At 35.7% G+C, this 18,457-nt stretch carries 13 protein-coding genes and 3 pseudogenes; 7 read left to right on the plus strand and 9 right to left on the minus strand.

Annotation, left to right across the window (positions count from 1 at the left end):
* Nucleotides 1-5: 5 nt before the first annotated feature.
* Nucleotides 6-1,073, minus strand: coding sequence for a 4-phosphoerythronate dehydrogenase (locus tag B1201_RS01820; RefSeq protein WP_078192093.1), 1,068 nt, complete (start codon nt 1,071-1,073; stop codon nt 6-8).
* 115 nt (nt 1,074-1,188) lie between these two features.
* Nucleotides 1,189-1,941 carry a class II aldolase/adducin family protein gene (locus B1201_RS01825; protein WP_078192094.1) on the minus strand — a complete coding sequence of 251 codons (753 nt, stop codon included), beginning with the start codon at nt 1,939-1,941 and terminating at the stop codon, nt 1,189-1,191.
* Between the two features lie 330 nt (nt 1,942-2,271).
* Here B1201_RS01825 and B1201_RS01830 point away from each other — a divergent pair, with 330 nt between their 5' ends.
* Nucleotides 2,272-3,549 carry a tyrosine-type recombinase/integrase gene (locus B1201_RS01830; RefSeq protein WP_078192095.1) on the plus strand — a complete coding sequence of 426 codons (1,278 nt, stop codon included), beginning with the start codon at nt 2,272-2,274 and terminating at the stop codon, nt 3,547-3,549.
* A gap of 52 nt (nt 3,550-3,601) precedes the next feature.
* Here B1201_RS01830 and B1201_RS01835 read toward each other — a convergent pair whose 3' ends face one another.
* The 3 genes from B1201_RS01835 to B1201_RS01845 all read right to left on the minus strand — a co-directional run bounded on the left by B1201_RS01835 (nt 3,602) and on the right by B1201_RS01845 (nt 5,506).
* Entirely contained in the window at nt 3,602-4,138 is a 537-nt protein-coding gene (locus tag B1201_RS01835; RefSeq protein WP_078192096.1) for a DUF4145 domain-containing protein, read from the minus strand.
* 197 nt (nt 4,139-4,335) lie between these two features.
* Nucleotides 4,336-5,229 (minus strand): TIR domain-containing protein, encoded by an 894-nt coding sequence (locus tag B1201_RS01840; protein ID WP_143221643.1) that lies wholly within the window; start codon nt 5,227-5,229, stop codon nt 4,336-4,338.
* Nucleotides 5,222-5,506 carry a hypothetical protein gene (locus B1201_RS01845; protein WP_078192098.1) on the minus strand — a complete coding sequence of 95 codons (285 nt, stop codon included), beginning with the start codon at nt 5,504-5,506 and terminating at the stop codon, nt 5,222-5,224. The genes B1201_RS01840 and B1201_RS01845 overlap by 8 nt, the downstream gene beginning before the upstream one ends.
* Before the next feature lie 437 nt (nt 5,507-5,943).
* On the opposite strand from B1201_RS01845, the pseudogene B1201_RS01850 reads away from it, so the two are divergent.
* A pseudogene (locus B1201_RS01850) lies at nt 5,944-6,307 on the plus strand (IS3 family transposase); the annotation flags it as partial.
* 175 nt (nt 6,308-6,482) lie between these two features.
* On the opposite strand, the gene B1201_RS01855 reads toward B1201_RS01850, so the two are convergent.
* Together B1201_RS01855 and B1201_RS01860 are read right to left on the minus strand one after the other, a co-directional pair.
* Entirely contained in the window at nt 6,483-8,333 is a 1,851-nt protein-coding gene (locus tag B1201_RS01855; RefSeq protein ID WP_078192099.1) for a UvrD-helicase domain-containing protein, read from the minus strand.
* A gap of 1 nt (nt 8,334) precedes the next feature.
* A complete protein-coding gene (locus B1201_RS01860) occupies nt 8,335-10,338 on the minus strand; it encodes an ATP-dependent nuclease (protein ID WP_078192100.1) in 2,004 nt (667 codons plus the stop codon).
* A gap of 938 nt (nt 10,339-11,276) precedes the next feature.
* Here B1201_RS01860 and xseA point away from each other — a divergent pair.
* The 3 genes and pseudogenes from xseA to B1201_RS01875 all read left to right on the plus strand — a co-directional run bounded on the left by xseA (nt 11,277) and on the right by B1201_RS01875 (nt 15,557).
* Nucleotides 11,277-12,536: pseudogene (gene xseA, locus B1201_RS01865) on the plus strand (exodeoxyribonuclease VII large subunit).
* Complete coding sequence (gene xseB, locus B1201_RS01870; protein ID WP_078192101.1) at nt 12,529-12,723, plus strand: exodeoxyribonuclease VII small subunit; 195 nt, start codon at nt 12,529-12,531, stop codon at nt 12,721-12,723. Before xseA ends, xseB begins: the two are co-directional and overlap by 8 nt.
* A gap of 98 nt (nt 12,724-12,821) precedes the next feature.
* Nucleotides 12,822-15,557: a UvrD-helicase domain-containing protein gene (locus B1201_RS01875; RefSeq protein ID WP_078192102.1), complete on the plus strand. Its 2,736-nt coding sequence runs from the start codon at nt 12,822-12,824 to the stop codon at nt 15,555-15,557.
* On the opposite strand, the gene B1201_RS01880 is transcribed toward B1201_RS01875, so the two are convergent.
* Complete coding sequence (locus tag B1201_RS01880; RefSeq protein ID WP_078192103.1) at nt 15,543-16,007, minus strand: hypothetical protein; 465 nt, start codon at nt 16,005-16,007, stop codon at nt 15,543-15,545. The two genes, B1201_RS01875 and B1201_RS01880, sit on opposite strands and share 15 nt — an antisense overlap.
* Nucleotides 16,008-16,017: 10 nt before the next feature.
* Here B1201_RS01880 and B1201_RS17105 point away from each other — a divergent pair.
* Nucleotides 16,018-16,416: pseudogene (locus tag B1201_RS17105) on the plus strand (transposase); the annotation flags it as partial.
* Nucleotides 16,417-16,587: 171 nt separating this feature from the next.
* Nucleotides 16,588-17,925 carry a PepSY-associated TM helix domain-containing protein gene (locus B1201_RS01890; RefSeq protein ID WP_078192105.1) on the plus strand — a complete coding sequence of 446 codons (1,338 nt, stop codon included), beginning with the start codon at nt 16,588-16,590 and terminating at the stop codon, nt 17,923-17,925.
* A 47-nt stretch (nt 17,926-17,972) separates the two neighbouring features.
* Here B1201_RS01890 and B1201_RS01895 read toward each other — a convergent pair whose 3' ends face one another.
* Nucleotides 17,973-18,428 carry a copper resistance protein NlpE N-terminal domain-containing protein gene (locus B1201_RS01895; RefSeq protein WP_078192106.1) on the minus strand — a complete coding sequence of 152 codons (456 nt, stop codon included), beginning with the start codon at nt 18,426-18,428 and terminating at the stop codon, nt 17,973-17,975.
* Nucleotides 18,429-18,457 lie beyond the last annotated feature (29 nt).

Below are 18,457 nucleotides of genomic sequence, written 5' to 3' on the forward strand. Positions count from 1 at the left end.
TTGGCTCATGCTGCTGGGCCTCCATGTGCAGCCCATTCACGGCGTAAAGGATAGGTTTTACGTAAATAATCAAAGGCTTTTTGATCCACCTTGCCGTCTTTTAGGCAAGCACGTAAGTTGGCATCATCACGAGCGATATCATAAATATCTTTTAAATAACGCTGTAATACCGTCTTAAAGTCAGCGCCAGTAAAATACTGCTCACAGACGGGCAACTGACTTTCAAAAGCTTTATTTATCGGTTGATTAAAAGTTTGACAGAATGCTTCATAGATCATCTGTGTGCCACGTGCTTTACCTTCCAAGCTATAGCCTGCAATATGGGGTGTCACCACGTAAATTAAATCCAACAACGCTGCTGAAATCTCTGGCTCATGTTCAAAAACATCTAAGACCACTTTACGCTGAGTTTGTTGAATATCGGCAATTAAGGCAGCTTCTTCGACCACTGGCCCACGCGCGGAATTAATCAAAATCGCTGAAGGCTTCATAGCAGCAAGCGCAGTAGCATTGATTAAATGATAGGTTGGATGTTCACCCTCTTTGGTCAGTGGCACATGGGTACTAATCGCATCTGCATTTTTTAACAGTTCTGCAAATTCAACTTGTTTCACCTGATCAGATTGCACAAATGGATCATAGCCAATGACATTCCAACCGAATAATTCTGCCATGACGGCTAAACGTGAACCGACATTACCTAAGCCAACGATGCCCAAGGTAAATTGTTCATTTGCATTCAACAATTCAGGTTTAACGTAGAGCAATGCAGTAATCACATATTCAGCAACCGCTTGTGCATTACAACCTGCGGCATTTGACCAAGCAATGCCCTGCTTTTCTAGAGCGGTAATATCTAAATGATCTGTTCCAATCGTAGCACTACCGACAAATTTGAGTGCGGTCTGTTGAATTAATTCTGCATTTACCTGAGTCACTGATCGTACCAATAATGCATCGGCTTCTTTGACATCCTCATGGGTCAATGTTCGACCTGCCGCTTGCTTTATTTCACCAAATTCAGCAAAAAAATACTCAGTAAATGCCAGATTTTCATCTGCAACGATTTTCATAGTTCATCTCATAATTCCACTACGAACATGATAACGCGTTGCTCATGCCATGACTATTCTTCTACACATAAAGCATAGCGCCATTTTTTTATAAGCTAAATGATAGAAAATTATATTAACGACAATAATCTGAGTGCTGATCTTCAATTAAAGACAAGGCCGCCTGCCAAGCCGCTTGAATAATGGGCTCGGCCATCGGATTTTCAAACTGCTGCAACGTATATTCACAAACCTTCGGACTCGGATAATGCAATGTAGCACTCGACAACGCTTTTACTTGAATTTGACAAGCCCGTTCTAAAAAGTAAATTTCATGAAATGCCCGTGCCACACTATCTCCAGTCGCAAGCAAGCCGTGATTGCGTAAAATCATGCAACGATAATGCCCCATATCTTGTACCAGTCTTTCACGCTCTTCAGTTGAAAAGGCAATACCCTCATATTCATGATAAGCAATGTTCTGATAGAACTTTAACGCATGTTGTGAGATTGGCAATAATCCATGTTCCTGTGCAGAAACTGCCACGCCATCTGCAGTATGCGTATGAATAACGCAATTAATATTTGCACACGCATGATGTAAGGCCGAATGAATTACAAAGCCGGCGACATTCACCATCTTCCCTGCATCATAAGTTTCAATAATTTTTCCTTCATGATCAATTTTGACCAAATCAGAAGCTGTCATTTTGTCAAAGGTCACACCATAACGATTAATCAAAAAATGCTCAGGTTCATGACCTAAACGCAGGCTGATATGAGTATCAATTAAGTCGGTCATTTTATAATAAGCCACTAAGCGATACAGTGCCGCCAATTGACAACGCGCTTGCCATTCCAGTTCATGAATAAGCTCTGGTTTTTGCATGGATGAATTCCTTTTCTAAATCGATTGATCTTGTTTTCTGTTTATTGTGAATAATTAATAGCATGTCATATTCATGCTGTATATCAACTTCGCCTGTAGAAAAAAACTATTCAAAAATTTAGGCAATAAAAAAACCCCAATGTAAAACATTGGGGTTTTTGAATATGGCGGAAGCGGTGTCCGTATAACACCTGTATCATGCTGTCCAACCCAATCAAACATAAATTTAACTTTCAATAACTTATGTAAATATCATTCCAACCACGTCTTGCCAAACCCAATTATTTCCAATATTCTATGTGGGTTTTTATGTGGGACAAGAACAAGTCTATGCCTAAGAAAGCCAAAGAACTCTCTGCGCTCAGTGTAGCAAAAATCAAAGGAAATGGCAGGCATGCTGTAGGCGGTGTCAATGGTTTGCACCTGCGTATTGTGAATGACTCTCGTGCTTGGGTTCTACGTGTTGTTGTTGGTCAGCGCCTTGATGAAAATGGTAAACAGCAACTTCATCGCCGTGATATTGGACTGGGCTCTTACCCAGAAGTGTCACTAGCCGAAGCAAGGGCTAAAGCTCATGAAATGAAAGCCCAAATCCGAAATGGGAATGACCCTATCAAACAAAAACAAGATCAACTTCAAGCTTTACGTATTCAAAAACTTCGTAATCGTACTTTTCGTGAATGTGCTCAGATTGTGATTGCCAATAAATCTCGTGAATTAAAGAATCAGAAGCATATTGCTCAATGGTCTACCACATTAGAAACTTATATCTATCCTACTCTTGGTGATATTAGTATTGGCACAATTACTAAAGTTGACGTTGCTGAAGTTCTTAGACCTATCTGGATTGAGAAGAACGAAACAGCTAAACGTATTCGTGGTCGTATTGAGACTATTTTTGATTATGCAAAGGCTATGGAGTATTTTGAAGGTGACAACCCTGCTGAATGGAAAGGTAATCTTGAACCTATATTAGGTAACTTAAAGCAGGAATCACGGCCTCATCCATCTTTGCCTTATGATCAGATTGCTACATTCGTTCAGCACCTCCGTCAAAAAGATGGGATTTCCCCTAAAGCTTTAGAATTTGCAATTTTAACAGCATGTCGCTCTGGGGAAATTTTTGGAGCAACTTGGCAAGAAATTGATTTGAAAAATAAAGTCTGGACTATTCCTAAAGAGCGCATGAAAGCTGAAAAAGAGCATCGTGTTCCACTTTCAGAACCAGCAATTGAATTATTAAAGTCAATTCAGACTGATACTAGACCTCAAAGCTATATTTTCCCTGCACCTCGTACTGGTAGCATGCTTTCAGACATGTCCTTAACTGCTTTGATTAAGCGTATGCATGAACAGAAACTTAAGGAAAATGGCTTAGGCTATATTGACCCAAAACAAAATCGAGTAATTACCACACATGGTTTTAGGTCGACATTTCGTGATTGGTCTGCTGATATGACCGATTATCCCCGAGAAGTTTGTGAGCATGTACTTGCACATAAACTACCTGATGAAGTTGAAGCCGCTTATTTACGAGGAGCTTATCTTGAAAAACGTAAAAGTCTAATGGCTGATTGGGCTGAGTATTGTATGCATAACTTTATATAGTTCACTTACTATCATTTATAAGAAGGGAATACAATTAGGATAATTTAACCTCTCAATCGAATTCATCTTTTATCAATTTCGGCAATATATAAACAGCTTTCAACATATTTTCTAAAACACCCATCGCAAGTGAGAGTTGTGTTGGTGTATGAGGCTTAACTTCATGGGCTGAACTATTACCGAGGGTTCTTACTTTATGTAAAATATCAGCATCAACTGGCGTTATAACTCTTTGTTTAACTAAGTCATTAATTTTATTATACAAATCTCTACCTGAAGCATTTTTCTCTTTACAAACAGTCTCAACAATAGCTCTAAGACCAATACCGGCTAAAATAGGTGAATCATTAATCAAGGCAGCAGCAGTTTCACGATAGATACGTGATAAGTCTGAAGGTAAGTACAGAATATCATCCCCTAGATCTTTTCTCCCTTCAATTCTAGAGGGATATAGTTTTTCTGCCTGCACCATCTCCCATTCCTCCTCACCAACTTGTATATAATCCTCAGAAGTGCATGATACCTCTCGATAAGACAAAACCTTGCAACCTTTACATCTGATGATTTGATAATTATGCCACCAGTCCATTGGATACCTAGGCTCAGCTCCAGATTGATCAACAGAGACAATAATTTCATGGGCTGTACGACCAGAGCACTTAATACACGGAACTTGGACTTCGTAACCAGTAGATTGATTAATTACTTCTTTAACTATAAATTTCTAACTTAAACTAAAACTGTTCACAATCTAGTACAAAAAAATAATCAATATAAATTATATAGCTATAATAATTTTGATGTATTTATACTATACCCTACTTCTTTAAGTTCCTTTGCCAAAAGAAATTTCCATGCACCAGCTGAATCAAGATTTGTCCAAACAACACCAATATAGTCAGAAGGTATCTCCAAATTATCTGTTTTAAGTGCACAGACTCGCTCACGGCCAATTTTTCCCATGAAATATCCTAATTCCAATATCACATTCTGACGTGCACGTGGTAATAGATCTTCTGCGGAATGAGCTTTTCCAAGATCATCTGGTGTAAGAAGAACAACAGCAAATCCAACGTCAGAGTGTGCCTCAATCTTTTCTATAATTGTCTTTCCTCTGTTGGCTTGCTCATGCAAAATAATTGCTTCTAATCCTAGTTGCTCAATCAAACGCGCAACTTTATTTAACGTATTTTCATCATGTCCATGTACGATGAACACTTTATTATTCGATACTTGCATTTTTACTTCAAAGTTAGGTTGAACTGATGAATTAATATATTGCTTATAATCTCTTATAAAAGGAATGATTAAGTTACGAACCAGTGTGTGGATATGATCAATAATTTTTCTTCCTGAACTATAATACATATAGCTAAAATTCCAAGCAAAATTCTCTTCATTTCCAAATTTCTGTATTAACAAATACTGTAAACCTAAAACTTCTATATCATTATCTGGCCACTCCAACTTAGCAGAACCAATCATGCTACCTTGTGTTTTTTCACTATTTTCAAGAAACTTTTCTAAATCAATATTTTCTATCAACTCAGTATTTTTTGCCTCTAAAGACTCATCTTTTAATAATCTAGCTAACTTTTTAAGTTCATTTTCATATGTTTGAAGATGAGCAGCTTGAAGATCTAGAAGGGTATTATCAATTTTTTTAAAGATATTATTCATCTGCGTCATTATCACCTTTCATTCTTGCTTCAGAAGCTTTATCAAGTATAGCTTGTCTATAAGTAGATTTTAATTCCGCTGAAATGTCTTTAATCATTGAATTATTTGGATAACTTCTGCTACGCTCATCTACCCAACTTTCCATTTTCACTATAGCATGTTCGATACTTTCGGCATCAAATGGATTAAAATTTAATGTACCTAACTCTCCATCTAGTTCAGATGTAAACCGGCCTAACTCTTCTAAACTCTTAGATAGACTACCTAGACCTTTCATAAAAATGCTCCTTCCTAATAATCTTTAATTAGTTCAAATTTTAGTTAATAAGTAATAGCTTATTGTATATATGATAAAGAAATAAACATCTATAAAAAAGTCAGCCAAGACACAAATTGTCGCAAGCTATTTTTTTACTTTATTTGAGAAAGCATCATTATTTATTTTTGTAAGCAACAATCTCCATTCGACTAACTTTTATGCAAATCAGATCAGTTTGCGTCATATTTTTAGCCTCCACAAAGCATTTTGCCGTGAAGAGTTTTGGGCGATTGGCATGTATATTCAGTGTTGCGTTATTTGGTCGCATGAATTAATGCTGAGTTCATAGTAATTTCCTGTCATCATTGAATTTTAGGCATAAAAAAAGCTGTGTCGAAAGACGCAGCTTTAAATAAAAAGTATTAAGTCATTTTTAAGGTTTAACGTCTAACTATGCTGAGAATTATGCAATTGCTCGTCATGGTTATCCAACAGGTGTCATGGTGCATTCCGATCAAGGTAGTCAGTACTGTAGTCATGACTTTAGATCGCTATTATTGACGAATAACTGCATTCAAAACATGTCTAGGAAACTGTTGGGATAATGCGGCGAAAGCTTCTTTCATATACTAAAAGCTCATGTAGTTCACAGTAGTGTGTTTACTACCCGAAAAGAGGCCAATTCTGTCTTGTTTGAATATTGAGATTTACTACAATTGAATCAGAAGGCATTCAGCAAATGGCTGGTTAAGTCCTGAAGCCTTTGAACAAAAATATTTTAAGAATTTAGAGGAATCGGCTGTCCACTACACTGTCTAGGATCATACCTCAAAATGAGAGCTATCGAAGAATTGTCGCCTCATAAATGGAATCGTACTTGAGTCCAAATGGGTTCAATAGATACTCACGATATAAATCATGCTTTAGTCAAATTTGCTAAACTTAAAATAACAAATAACTCTTAGCAGATTGATTTTTTATTATCGTGTTGTTATTAAGTTTTTTTTTCAACTGTACTAACTACCCCAGAACTTTGTAGCTGTTCAATTATTACACTAATATTTGTGATCGATTGTTGTCTCATTCCGAACTTTCCCTCACGCTGACGGCTAAAAGTAAAAATGACTCTTTCTTTGGCTCTTGAGAGAGCTACAAAAAAAGAACATTTATCTTCATCAGGCTGCTTTTGGAAGGACCAAAAAGCCCCGTCTTCCAAACCAATAAATATAACACTTTGATATTCCAAACCTTTACTTTTATGAATTGTCATAACAGGGATTGTATCTTTACCTACAAGCATGTCTAAGGCTAGAAGGAACGAGGAAGTACTATTATAGTTTTCAATTAATACATCTTGTAGATTATTAATTACAGATTCTAAAGTCGCTTTATTTTTATAATTTGGATAATAGGAACTCAATCGATCTTTATCAGCAAAACTAACTACTTTCGATACCATTAATTTAATAGCATCATCATCTAAATCAGAAATAACATACTCTACTCTCATATCTTTAATAAATCTTGACAGCCTTCCCTCTAAAACTAACAACTGTTGCTCATCTAATTCAGTATGAATGTTACTTAAAAAACTAAAAGACTCACCTCTAGCATTATGATTTCTTTTATCAAAAATAATATACAGCATATTCACAATAAATATGGAAAGATCGTCAGTCAAAATATCTTGAAATTTATTTTCATCTCTTGTTCTCAAGCCATTCTGATTAAAATATTCTATTAAATTTCCAGCATACTGAGATAATTGTTGCTTTACCAAAATACAAATCTCTCTTGGATTTATCCCATCAACAGTGACCCATTTTAAAACTTCATTAAAAAGCTCATGCATTTCGTCAGTAGGATTATCGAATACCCATATTGAACAGTCTCCTTGATCTGGCTTCCATTTAGATGATGGTATAGCAGAGTCGGTTTTACCTAAAAGGTTTTCAGTAAGATAGTTCAATAAAGTGACTAAACGTGGGGCACAACGAAAATTCATTACTAGTGGAATACGCACAGCATTGGTATCCATTATAAAATCATCAAATATCGAATGCTGTGCCCCTGCCCATAACATGATTCTTTGTTTATCATCTCCAACTGCGGTAAAATGACTTTTACTTCCAATAAAACAACTTTTAAATAAATCATATTGTGCTTCAGTAGTATCTTGAAACTCATCTAAAAAAACATAATGATAAGTTTTTTGTAAATAATATTTTATTTTAGGATTTGAGTTTATAATGTATTCGGCAAGTCTCATAATCATTTTAAATGATAGTTTTGCTTGAGAAGCACTCAACATTTTATTCCAGACATTCTTTCTAATTTGATCTGCGTTTGAGGTTAAAGAATGAGGAAGTTGTGCAAAATGTAGCTCTAAAATTTTGTTATTATCAACTGTATTAAAATAATTAATATCTTCAGACTTATAGTAGTCAAGAATAAAGTCATCTCCAAGAAAAATATCATATTCTCCATTTATTTTGTAGTCATTTGGTAAGGCTTGCTTAAACCTATCTAAGATTTGCTTAGCAAATGAGTCAAAAGTCAAGGAGTCAAATCTTCTGGATAACTCATCCCCACAACGCAAACGTACTCTTTCTTTCAAATTATAAGCTGCATCTCTTTTGAAGCTTATAGCCAATATTTTATAAGGAAATCGGCAAGTATTTGTTTGCAAGAGAAAACTTGCCTTTTGAGCTAACAATTCAGTTTTACCAGCTCCAGGACCTGCAACGACCAAGTTATTATGTGTACTAGTGGCAATACGTAGCGCATTTGGCTCGAGAATCATGCCGTCCGCTGGTTGCCAATTTTGTGTCTGAATTTTATTCATTTTATGATTCAATATTTAATATTAAAGAAATTTCCTTAAAAATTTTCTTAAAAATTTCAGGAATTTTATCATTTAATTGTTCATCACTCATTGATGACAAAACCTCAATATGAGTTGCTGGTTTTCCCCTTCCTAAAAAGTGATAGTTATACCAAATCATAAGTTCTTTATCTTCATTAGTGTAGGTAATAGCCGTTGCATTTTCAGATTTTAAAGTGGCTTGTAGTGAAATTTTTACTTTTTCAGCGAATGCAGTAGGTTCTTTAATTTTGTCAGGAACTCTTGGGCCACCATTCTTTGGTATGGCATTTTTATAAAATTCGGGATAATGGGTAAGCATTAAGAAGTCTAGATCGAGAGGATTAGAATAGAATACTTTGTAATTTTCAAGGAATCTCACCCAACTATTAAGATTGCCAAGCTCAGCTGGGCAAGTTAAAGGCCATGTATGCATTTCTTTTAAATCAGCATCAGATAAAATTCTCCCGCCATCCAACATTAACAACCGTTCCTTCGCATAGCCAATTTCTATGAGTTGTTGTAAAGCATACTTCACTCGTCCCCACCCCCCGCCTTCTCTTTCTACATCTAAATCAAGAAGCGTAATATAAGGGATATTTAAAGCTCGTAGTAATTTCCAAATGTGATTTACAAATCTATGACCCAAAGGAGCAAATGTTATTATATTGTCATCAAAATCAACTTTCATCACTTCCATAAGTCTATTAAAAATAACTTCTTCACTATCCCCTTCCCCTATAACTACTAATCTTGCGAAATATATTTCTGGATAATTATGAATAGCTTCTTTAACATACTTATAGGCTTCATCTGCTTTTTCTGGAAGAAATATCTGATTGACCTCAGTTTCATAATCTTCTGTAATTCGGAAATGAATAATGCTTTCAGGTTCTAGTCGCTTAACTATTGATGGTGTATGTGAGGACAATAATACTTGGGAGTTATCTTTATTAGCGATAGTTGTTAATATTTTTACAACTCGCCCCAATAACTGAGGGGCAATATGATTTTCGGGTTCTTCAATCGCGAGTATTGTAAGAAGAGGGCGTGTGACACCTATAGCTTCAACTGTTTCTTCTGCTAATTTTTCCTCGACATCTAGAAGTGCACATACTAAAGTTAAATAAAATAAAGAGCGATAGCCATCCCCTAACTCATCTATTCCAAATGATTTATGAGTTCCCGTAGGGCTAAAAGATATTTCTAATTTTTTTAGTATAGAATCAAAATCACTTCCACCAAACCCTAGAAGCGTATCCTTATAGCGTTCATCTTTATGAAATTTTATCCAAAAATCAGTTATAGATTTTTGAACTGTACCGAATTCTTTTAACCCTTGAAAAGCATGATTAATATCATTTATTTTTTTATCAAAATCTTCTTTAAACTCATCACCCCACTTTATTTTCCTTAGCACCCTATAAAGAATACTACCAGAGGCATATTTTAGTTGTTCTGCTGGTCTTCTAATTGCTGGAACATATAAAACTTGAATTAGACTTCTAAAATGATTTGGAAATATTTGTTTGCTACCATCATCTTCAGCTTCATTCTCTGCAACTTTTATAAAGTAAGTTTTTACCTCTACCTCTCCTTGAGGAAGGATTTCCGACTTCTTCCAAGTTGCTTCTAATCTTATACGTATGTATGGCTCCTCACCCTGATCATCCACAACCATGTTAGAAAAAAAATGAGGTACCGCCTCTTGTTCATCATCTGAAAAGTTTATTTTTACTTCAATAGAAAGTTCTCTTTCTTCGATTTCATCTGGGTTTTCATTTTTTCCAACATGAAAATCTTGACGATTTATTTCTCTTTCTGCATTAGACGATCCAAACAATCTTCGCAATGCTTCTAAAGCAGTTGTCTTACCTGCACTATTTAATCCTATAAAAGCGGCAAGATTATTATTAAGAGGAATATTCACACCTTCATTAATGCCAAAGGATTTGAATCCTTTTATTCTGAGATTTGAAATTTTCATAATATAGACAACGTTTAACTCTTTAAATTAACTAACTTACAGTTTTGACTGTAAAACCCGAATAACAAAATATTTTTTATCAAACATTTAATAGAGATGCCTAACGTTCAACATGTTGATTTTTTTAAAACCACAATTCGATAACGCAGATGTAATCATACTGGATTAATCACCTCTACAGTACTTTTTACAATCAATTCAAGCAAAAATCTACTTCAAAAATAACAATAACTTAGGCATACATCCATATTTCTAGAAAAAGTAACACCACTACACTTTTGTTCCATATCAAAAAAGTTTGTCAAAAGTGTGTGCAATTAAAAGTTTTATACGTAACATGCAGGCTTTCTTTATATACACAATGTGATCATCCTACATTAAGAATCAACGCTATAACAATCCTCAGATAGCTTATATAAGAGTTAAAGGATTATCTGGAATATATTAAAACCAATTATATTAATCCGTCACCTTTTTAAAGTCGGCCTTAAAATATTCCTGAGTATAGCCATTAGGTGAAAGCTTAAGTAAAGTGGGCATGTACAGGGTTTTATATGGTTCAGTATAATCCTTACTGAGAATTCTTGTTTTTCTTCTTCTTGCTTTTTTCTCATCTTCCAAGATATCCAAATATATTAAATTTTTTATAAGCCTCTTCCAATTGATTCCTTACCATATCCTCTTCATTTTTTATCGTTGGTGATGTCTCTTAGCATCAATTGATAAATATATAAATGATAGCTAAATTCAATACCCTTATTATTGTAACTAATTATTTTTTAATAGCATTATGTGATTAAAAAATAACTCCCCAGCTTAAATTCATATTTGCTAACCATTATGTCCCTTTTCTACTTTGTATAAAAAAGATTTGAGAGTTTGTTATAGCTCCTTTCTATTGCTACTATTCAAGGACAATCCTATATTTTTCAGATTAAATGTCCGAACCTCTGTTGTCCCTCAGCGACTACCTTTCTACAGTACAGGAAGTCATTCGCCTGTCTTTTGATGAGCCAGTTTGGGTAAAAGCTGAGGTACGCAACCTGAGTATCAAGGGTGGACACTACTATCTTGAATTAGCTGAAAAGGAAGAGGATACAGACAAGGTCATTGCAAACTGCAAAGCAACAATTTGGAAATTCACCGCCGTAAAAATTGTGCTCAAGTTTGAGCGTGAAAGTGGCATTGAGCTTTCAAAAGACTTAAATGTTCTCATTAAAATCAAAGCCCGTTTTGATCCTCAGTACGGGTTTTCCGTCAACATAGAAGACATCGACTCTAGTTTTACACTAGGTGATATTGCCAAACGTTACCAACAGATTCTTGCTCGCCTAAGCTCTGAGGGTTTGGTCAATCTGAATAAGTCACTTCCCGCTCCTTTTGATATTGAAAATGTTCTAGTGATTGCACCAGAAAATGCAGCTGGTCTGGGTGACTTCAGGAAAGATGCTGATGCGCTCAATAAAGCTAATGTCTGCCACTTTGTTTATCACTCAGCTACTTTTCAGGGTAATACCGCTGCCAACAGCATTATGGAATGTTTAAGTTCAGGGCTTCGCCAGTGGGCTAAAGATTATGCTATCCCACCTGACCTCATTGTGATTATTCGTGGTGGTGGTGCAGTGAATGATCTAGCCTATTTAAACGACTATGATCTCGCTGCCCTGCTGTGCAAGCGCAAGGTTCCAATATGGGTGGGTATTGGTCATGAAAAAGATCGAACCATTCTAGATGAAATCGCCCATCGTTCTTTCGATACACCAAGCAAGGTGATTGCTGGCATCCGTAATGTGATTTCAGAACGGTCTCAGGATGTGATGAGCTACCTGCAAACCATCAAGTTGCTATCCCAACATCAGATAACCGCGTATCAAGGCCAAAATGACCATTTGATGACTGCCATAAAGACCCATACCCAGAATCAGATCAATACAGCCAATAAAAATCTTGATTTGGTTAAGTCAACAACACAATATTTTGCACAGTAGCAAATTAAAATTGCATCCACACAGGTTGAAACCTTAATGCGTGAAACGTTGTTGCAGAATCCTAAGAATGTGCTTGCCAAAGGCTATGCTATTGTACGGAGTCAAAATAAAGCGATCCGCTCTGTACAACAAGTTGGTTCAACTGTTTCAATTGAGATGCAGGATGGTTATATTCATGCCAATGTAAGTGAGGTGACAAATCATGAGTAAAAATGAGTTAAGCTTTAAAGAGGGCTATGAATTGCTGAAGAAGAATGCCTCCTTACTCGAATCTCAGGAAGAACCCGACATCGACAATCTGATGAAGATTGTGGAAGAGTCAATGACCGCTTACAAAGCATGTAAGTCACGCGTGGAAGCTGTACAGCAAGCATTGAATGAAACATTCAAGGAGTAGGTGTGAAAGGAAGAAAACAACTAAGTAAAATTTCTATAAACTTTATAACCAATTACAAATCCTGAATTATTAAAAAATCATTTTCATTTTAGGGCAATATGAATATACGACCAAGTTTACTCAGTTACATCTTTGCAGACGCTACCAAGTGGCGAATGAATTATACTTTCCCTGAGCTAGTACTTGAGTTAAATACCAAAACCATAAAGCTTAATCTTGAGCAGGTACTGGAAACACATGTCCAGAAAGGCTGGATATGGTCTTCATTGACACTCAAGACTGTTGATCAAAATTTTCAGTTCAAAGGTATATTCAACGCACAGGCTGAAGAATTTCAAATCAAACTTCATGATGATGCAGAATTCCTGAGAAATAAAAGAAATGCTGAAAAAATTAAGGAAGCTTTAAAACCATACTTACTGGAATATCAAAATTTTATCCAACAAAATATTTACCTATCCTATCGTCTATGCAACCTGTTTAGATCAAACTTATCACAAAGATCCAAAGCCTCAGTAGAACAATTTGGCAATCTCATTCAACGGGATAGCACTTTTGCCTTTGAACCCAATTTACAAACCCTTTTTGAACAACTTCGACAGTTTATAGAATTATCGATTCAGGCAAACTACGCTATTAATACCAAAAATAAACGCTTCGTTGAAAGTGAGTTAAAAGCTTTTAAGCAATTTTTCGATCAGGTAGAGAGTACGCCACTAACTAATGAACAACGTGTTTCCTCCATCATCTTTGAAGACCGCAACTTATTGGTTGCTGCGGCGGGTTCGGGGAAAACATCAACGATTGTTGGAAAAGTGGGATATGCCTTATTAACTGGACTCTATAAACCAGAAGAGATTTTGGTTCTTGCATTCAATAAAAATGCAGGCGAAGAACTAAGTGAACGTATTAGCTTTAGGCTAAAGGATATTCTCTCCAATTTTGATACTAGTATTGAAGCACTTAATTTCCATAAATTTGGTGTTAAGGTCATTGGAAAAGCAACAGGTAAAAGCCCATCTGTATCCAACGATGCAGGAAAGCCTCAAGCCCTCCTGAATCGGATTATTCAACAATTAATCGAAACAGACCCAGACTTTCAGGAAAAGTATCTTTTATTTAAAACTGCTTATTTAAGAGCCCCTTTGTCACCTTTTGCTTTTAAGACTAGAAATGATTGGGAGAAGGCACAGAAGCGATCATTTGACAGATTCAAGGATGGCTTCGAAACCTATCAGGGAGAGATTGTTAAATCACATGGTGAAAAAGCAATAGCCAACTGGTTATATAGCCAAGGAGTTCCTTATCAGTACGAAAAAAACTACGAGCATGAAACAGCTGATGAAGCCCACCGCCAATATAAGCCTGATTTTTACCTTCCTGAAATAAATCTATATCTAGAACATTATGCTGTAGACCAGTACGGCAAAACACCTGCACATTTTGGACAAAAATATCTGGATGACATGAAATGGAAGTCAGAAACTCATCAAAAGTATAAAACTGATTTAATCAGTACAACCTTTCATGAATTTATTACAGGTTCTATTTTTAAGAAGTTGGAACAGGAGCTTAAATCAAGGGGACAGGTATTTAAGCCACGCAGTCTCGCTGAGATTAACGCCAAGGCACAGTCTATTTATGAATATGATGCAAATGATCTATATGCAAGTTTTTTAAGTCATTACAAGTCTAATCAAGCTAATATTACCAGCCTATTAGTTAAACCATCCCTCAGCCTACGTGAAAGTCTTTTTTTACAGTTATTTTCTAAGGTTTACCAAGAATATGACCAGTTCTTAAAAATTAATAAAGAATACGACTTTGATGACCTGCTGATTGAGTCTGCTCAGTTAATTAATGAAAAGAAATACAAAAGCCCTTTCAAGCTTATTATCGTGGATGAGTTTCAGGATACATCACAGGCTAGAGCTAGACTCATTCTGTCCTTATTGAACCATGTGCCAGAAGCAAAACTGTTTTGTGTTGGGGATGATTGGCAGGCTATATACCGCTTTGCTGGTTCAGACATCAGTATTTTCACACAGTTTGAAAGGGTCTTTGGTTATACCAAACAAACACAGCTTACCCAGACCTTCCGCTCCAATCAGGGTATCGCTAATGTTGCCAGTGGCTTTATCCAAAAAAATAAATCTCAGCTTCAAAAAGTCGTCAACGCCGTTGATAAGACCAGCAGTAAAGTGGTTGAAATAAACTTTTTAACAAAGACTCAGGAAATTAATGAATACCTGCTTAAAACTATTATGGAAATCAATAATGCCAATGCAGGCTCAGATAAGAAAAAATCCATTTATATTTTGGGTCGCTATAAACACCATAAACCTAATTTAGACAGTATTTTGCCATTTCTTAGAAATTGCAGCGTTGAGTTCAAAACCATCCACTCTTCAAAAGGTTTACAGGCAGACTATGTCATCCTTCTAGGCTTAAATAGTGGCAGTAGTGCATTCCCTGCTGAAAAAGAAGATGATCCTCTTCTAAACTTAGTCCTACCACAACCTGAGATACATGACTTTGCTGAAGAACGTCGTCTATTCTATGTTGCACTAACGCGTGCAAAGGAAAAAGTATATTTAATTGGCGAGCGTAGTTCAGTTTTTCTTGAAGAAATTACCAGTGATCAGATTTTTAAAGAATTTATCCATATACCTCAAAACGAGCATAAACTGATCAATAGAAATATCCCACCAGAATGGTTGTGTCCAAAATGTGGACAAGGTCGTTTATGGAAAAAAACAGGTAAATTTGGTGATTTTTTAGCGTGCAATCGCTACCCAAATTGTGGATACACGAGGAGTTTAAAGCGTCGTTGAATTCTGATGAATCTGTTGAACAATCATTAAATAATCGTTTTCTAATGTTGGCTGATCAAATTCATCTACATAATTTTCAAAGTCTGTTGAAGGAGCATATGCATTCAACACATAGAAAAATTTATTATGCCAAGAGCCATGTTCATCAATGATTATTGGCTTTTCAGCCTCATTAAATTGCCCTACTGTAATATCCACGACAACACCATTCACTTTAAGCCATAAATGTAGTTGGTAGACATCTGAGATAGACTGGCCTTTTATCATTAAAACATCTGCAATATTGTAACATTTTTTCTCTATCAGGAAACGAGCCAACATCATCGAAGAATATTCGCAACATGCAATAGGAAACAAAGACAATAATTCAAACTGAAAATTATCTTTGTCAATTCGAGAGAAGCCGCGCAGAAACTCTAAGACATCTTTTTCGATTTTAATAACTTGCATAAATTAATTTCTACTGAGAGATCTACTTGCTCAAATTCCACTGGGTGAGCAGATTGATTTTGTTTATACAGATGGAACTTATGATACTAAATTCTGCCGACAAGTAATCTCGGATCGGTAAGCATATGCGGTGATTCCGCCAAGAAAGAATGCCCAAGCCTTGGAAAGACAGACAAATGAAGTTTTTGAGAAGAATAGGTTATTAAAAATAATCAAAGACATCGAAAGGGTTATTTGGAAAAAGTGGGCTGGTTATCATCCCAGAAGCTTGGTAGAAACTAAGATGTATTTTATCAAATTATTAAGAGTTAAACTGACTACAAGGAATTTTCTAAGTCAAGTCAAAGAAATTCATGCACGTGTAACAGTACTAAATAGATTCAATGAATTAAGTCAATCTCACACCTGAGTTATCACTTAAATCTAAATAGTTGAGGACAGTTCTAGTTTCAAAATATTTGTGCAACAAAGCCCAAATAGTCTAAAAAATCTCAAAAAATATTTTTTGTTCAAAAAAAGGATATATATATGCTTTAAATTCTAGTAAGGTTTCACACTTATAATTTGTTATTGTTCCAGAATGAATTTTCATCTTTGGCAAACTTTAGTTCGCTTACTACATGCGTATGCTGGTATTTTTATTGCCCCATTTATTTTTATAGCTGCTCTAACTGGTTTTTTTTATGCAGCTACACCGCAAATTGAAAAAAATATGTATAAAGATGTTCTATACATCGAGCAAAATAATTCAAAAGAACAACCTCTTAGCCTGCAAATTGAAAAAGCTAAGCAATTTTTATCCCCTACTTCACAAATAACTGAAGTACGTCCATCACCAGCAGTAAATCAGACGACACGGATTATTTTTTCAGATCCTGAATTAGGGTTGCAAAATGAAGCCATCTTCATTGACCCATATACACTTGAAGTAAAAGGTCAGTTAACTGTATATGGCACAAGTGGTTTACTTCCGTTTAGGACTAAGCTTGATCACTTACATCGAGATTTATTGTTAGGAAACTGGGGACGATTTTATAGCGAACTCGCAGCAAGTTGGTTAGCTGTCTTGATATTTACTGGCTTTTACCAATGGTATATACGCCAAAAAGAATATAAGAATAAACAAATCAAGCATAATAAATATATCCAAAAACACAGCACTATTGGCTTAGTCTTTTTCCCATTACTACTTTTTGTAGCAGTGACTGGCTTAACATGGTCTGAATATGCGGGTGAAAATATTCGAGTATTTCGCCAAGCGCTAAGTTGGCAGACACCTGTTCTATCAACATCTATCAAAGCCGAACCTACATCCAAAATGGTTATGCACCATGAAGATCATTCAATGGTACATAATCATGCTTCCGTACAAGTCACTTCTGGTGATTTCGACATAGCATTAGATCTCGCTAGAAAGCATGGAATAGATGCTTCTCAGGTACAAATAAAACCACCTTTAAAAGAAGATCAAGTATGGAGTATTTCTGAGATTCAACGCAGTTGGCCTACTCAAGCAGATAGCATTGCAATCGACGTTTCAAACCACAACGTAATTGATCAGCTTTATTTTGATGACTTTCCTTTAATTGCTAAATTGACACGCTGGGGTGTCGATGCTCACATCGGAATTTTATTTGGTTGGATAAACCAGTTGATACTCCTCATTTACTCACTAGCACTATGTATAATGATTCTTTATGCATATTTAGCTTGGTACAAAAGAACAAGCCTCAAACAGACGACAATACAGTTTTCAAATTTGTTCTTAAGTACGTGGAAAAGTGCAAAAACACTTCAACGACTTACTCTAGGAACTATATTGATTATTCTTGGGCTACTACTGCCTTTATTTGGTTTAAGTCTAGTTGTAGCATTAGTCGCTATCTTTATTTGTGGCATTAAAAAGAAAAAAGCTTAACTAACCGTTTAAGCTCCTACCTTTTATATAAAAGTGGGAGCTATTCATTAAGTTTTCTTCGTTAATTCAAAATCTAAATAAGCCTCGTAAGGTAAACCAGTCTTGGTATCCAGAACTTCTACAGAGTCCTGCTGCCATAAAATTGTATTTCGCTCAGATACACCATTGAGCTGAATTTTAAGTTTTCCGTTATCAACGAATATGAATTTTCCTTCGTGTATTTCAGGTTTATTGTGTCCACTATTACTGGTCCTAACCAATTTGAATGTCTGGTTTTCCTTAACATCCAAATTGACAATCATACCTTCGCACCCTTCACAAAAAGAAGTACAAGCCGCACAAGGTAAAATGCCTTTATATTGACCCACCCATTTCTGTAATTCAGGATCAATTACTTTAATCGCTTTGGTCGAAGCTTCTCTCGATTTAGGGTCAGGTTCAGATTGACTACATCCGAGGCACAAACTAGCAAAAACAAAAGAACATAATAATGTATTTTTCATAAGTTATATCTCTTAGCAACTATGAAGGA

The organism is Acinetobacter sp. ANC 5600, from assembly GCF_002018395.1.
Classification (GTDB): Bacteria; Pseudomonadota; Gammaproteobacteria; order Pseudomonadales; family Moraxellaceae; genus Acinetobacter; species Acinetobacter amyesii.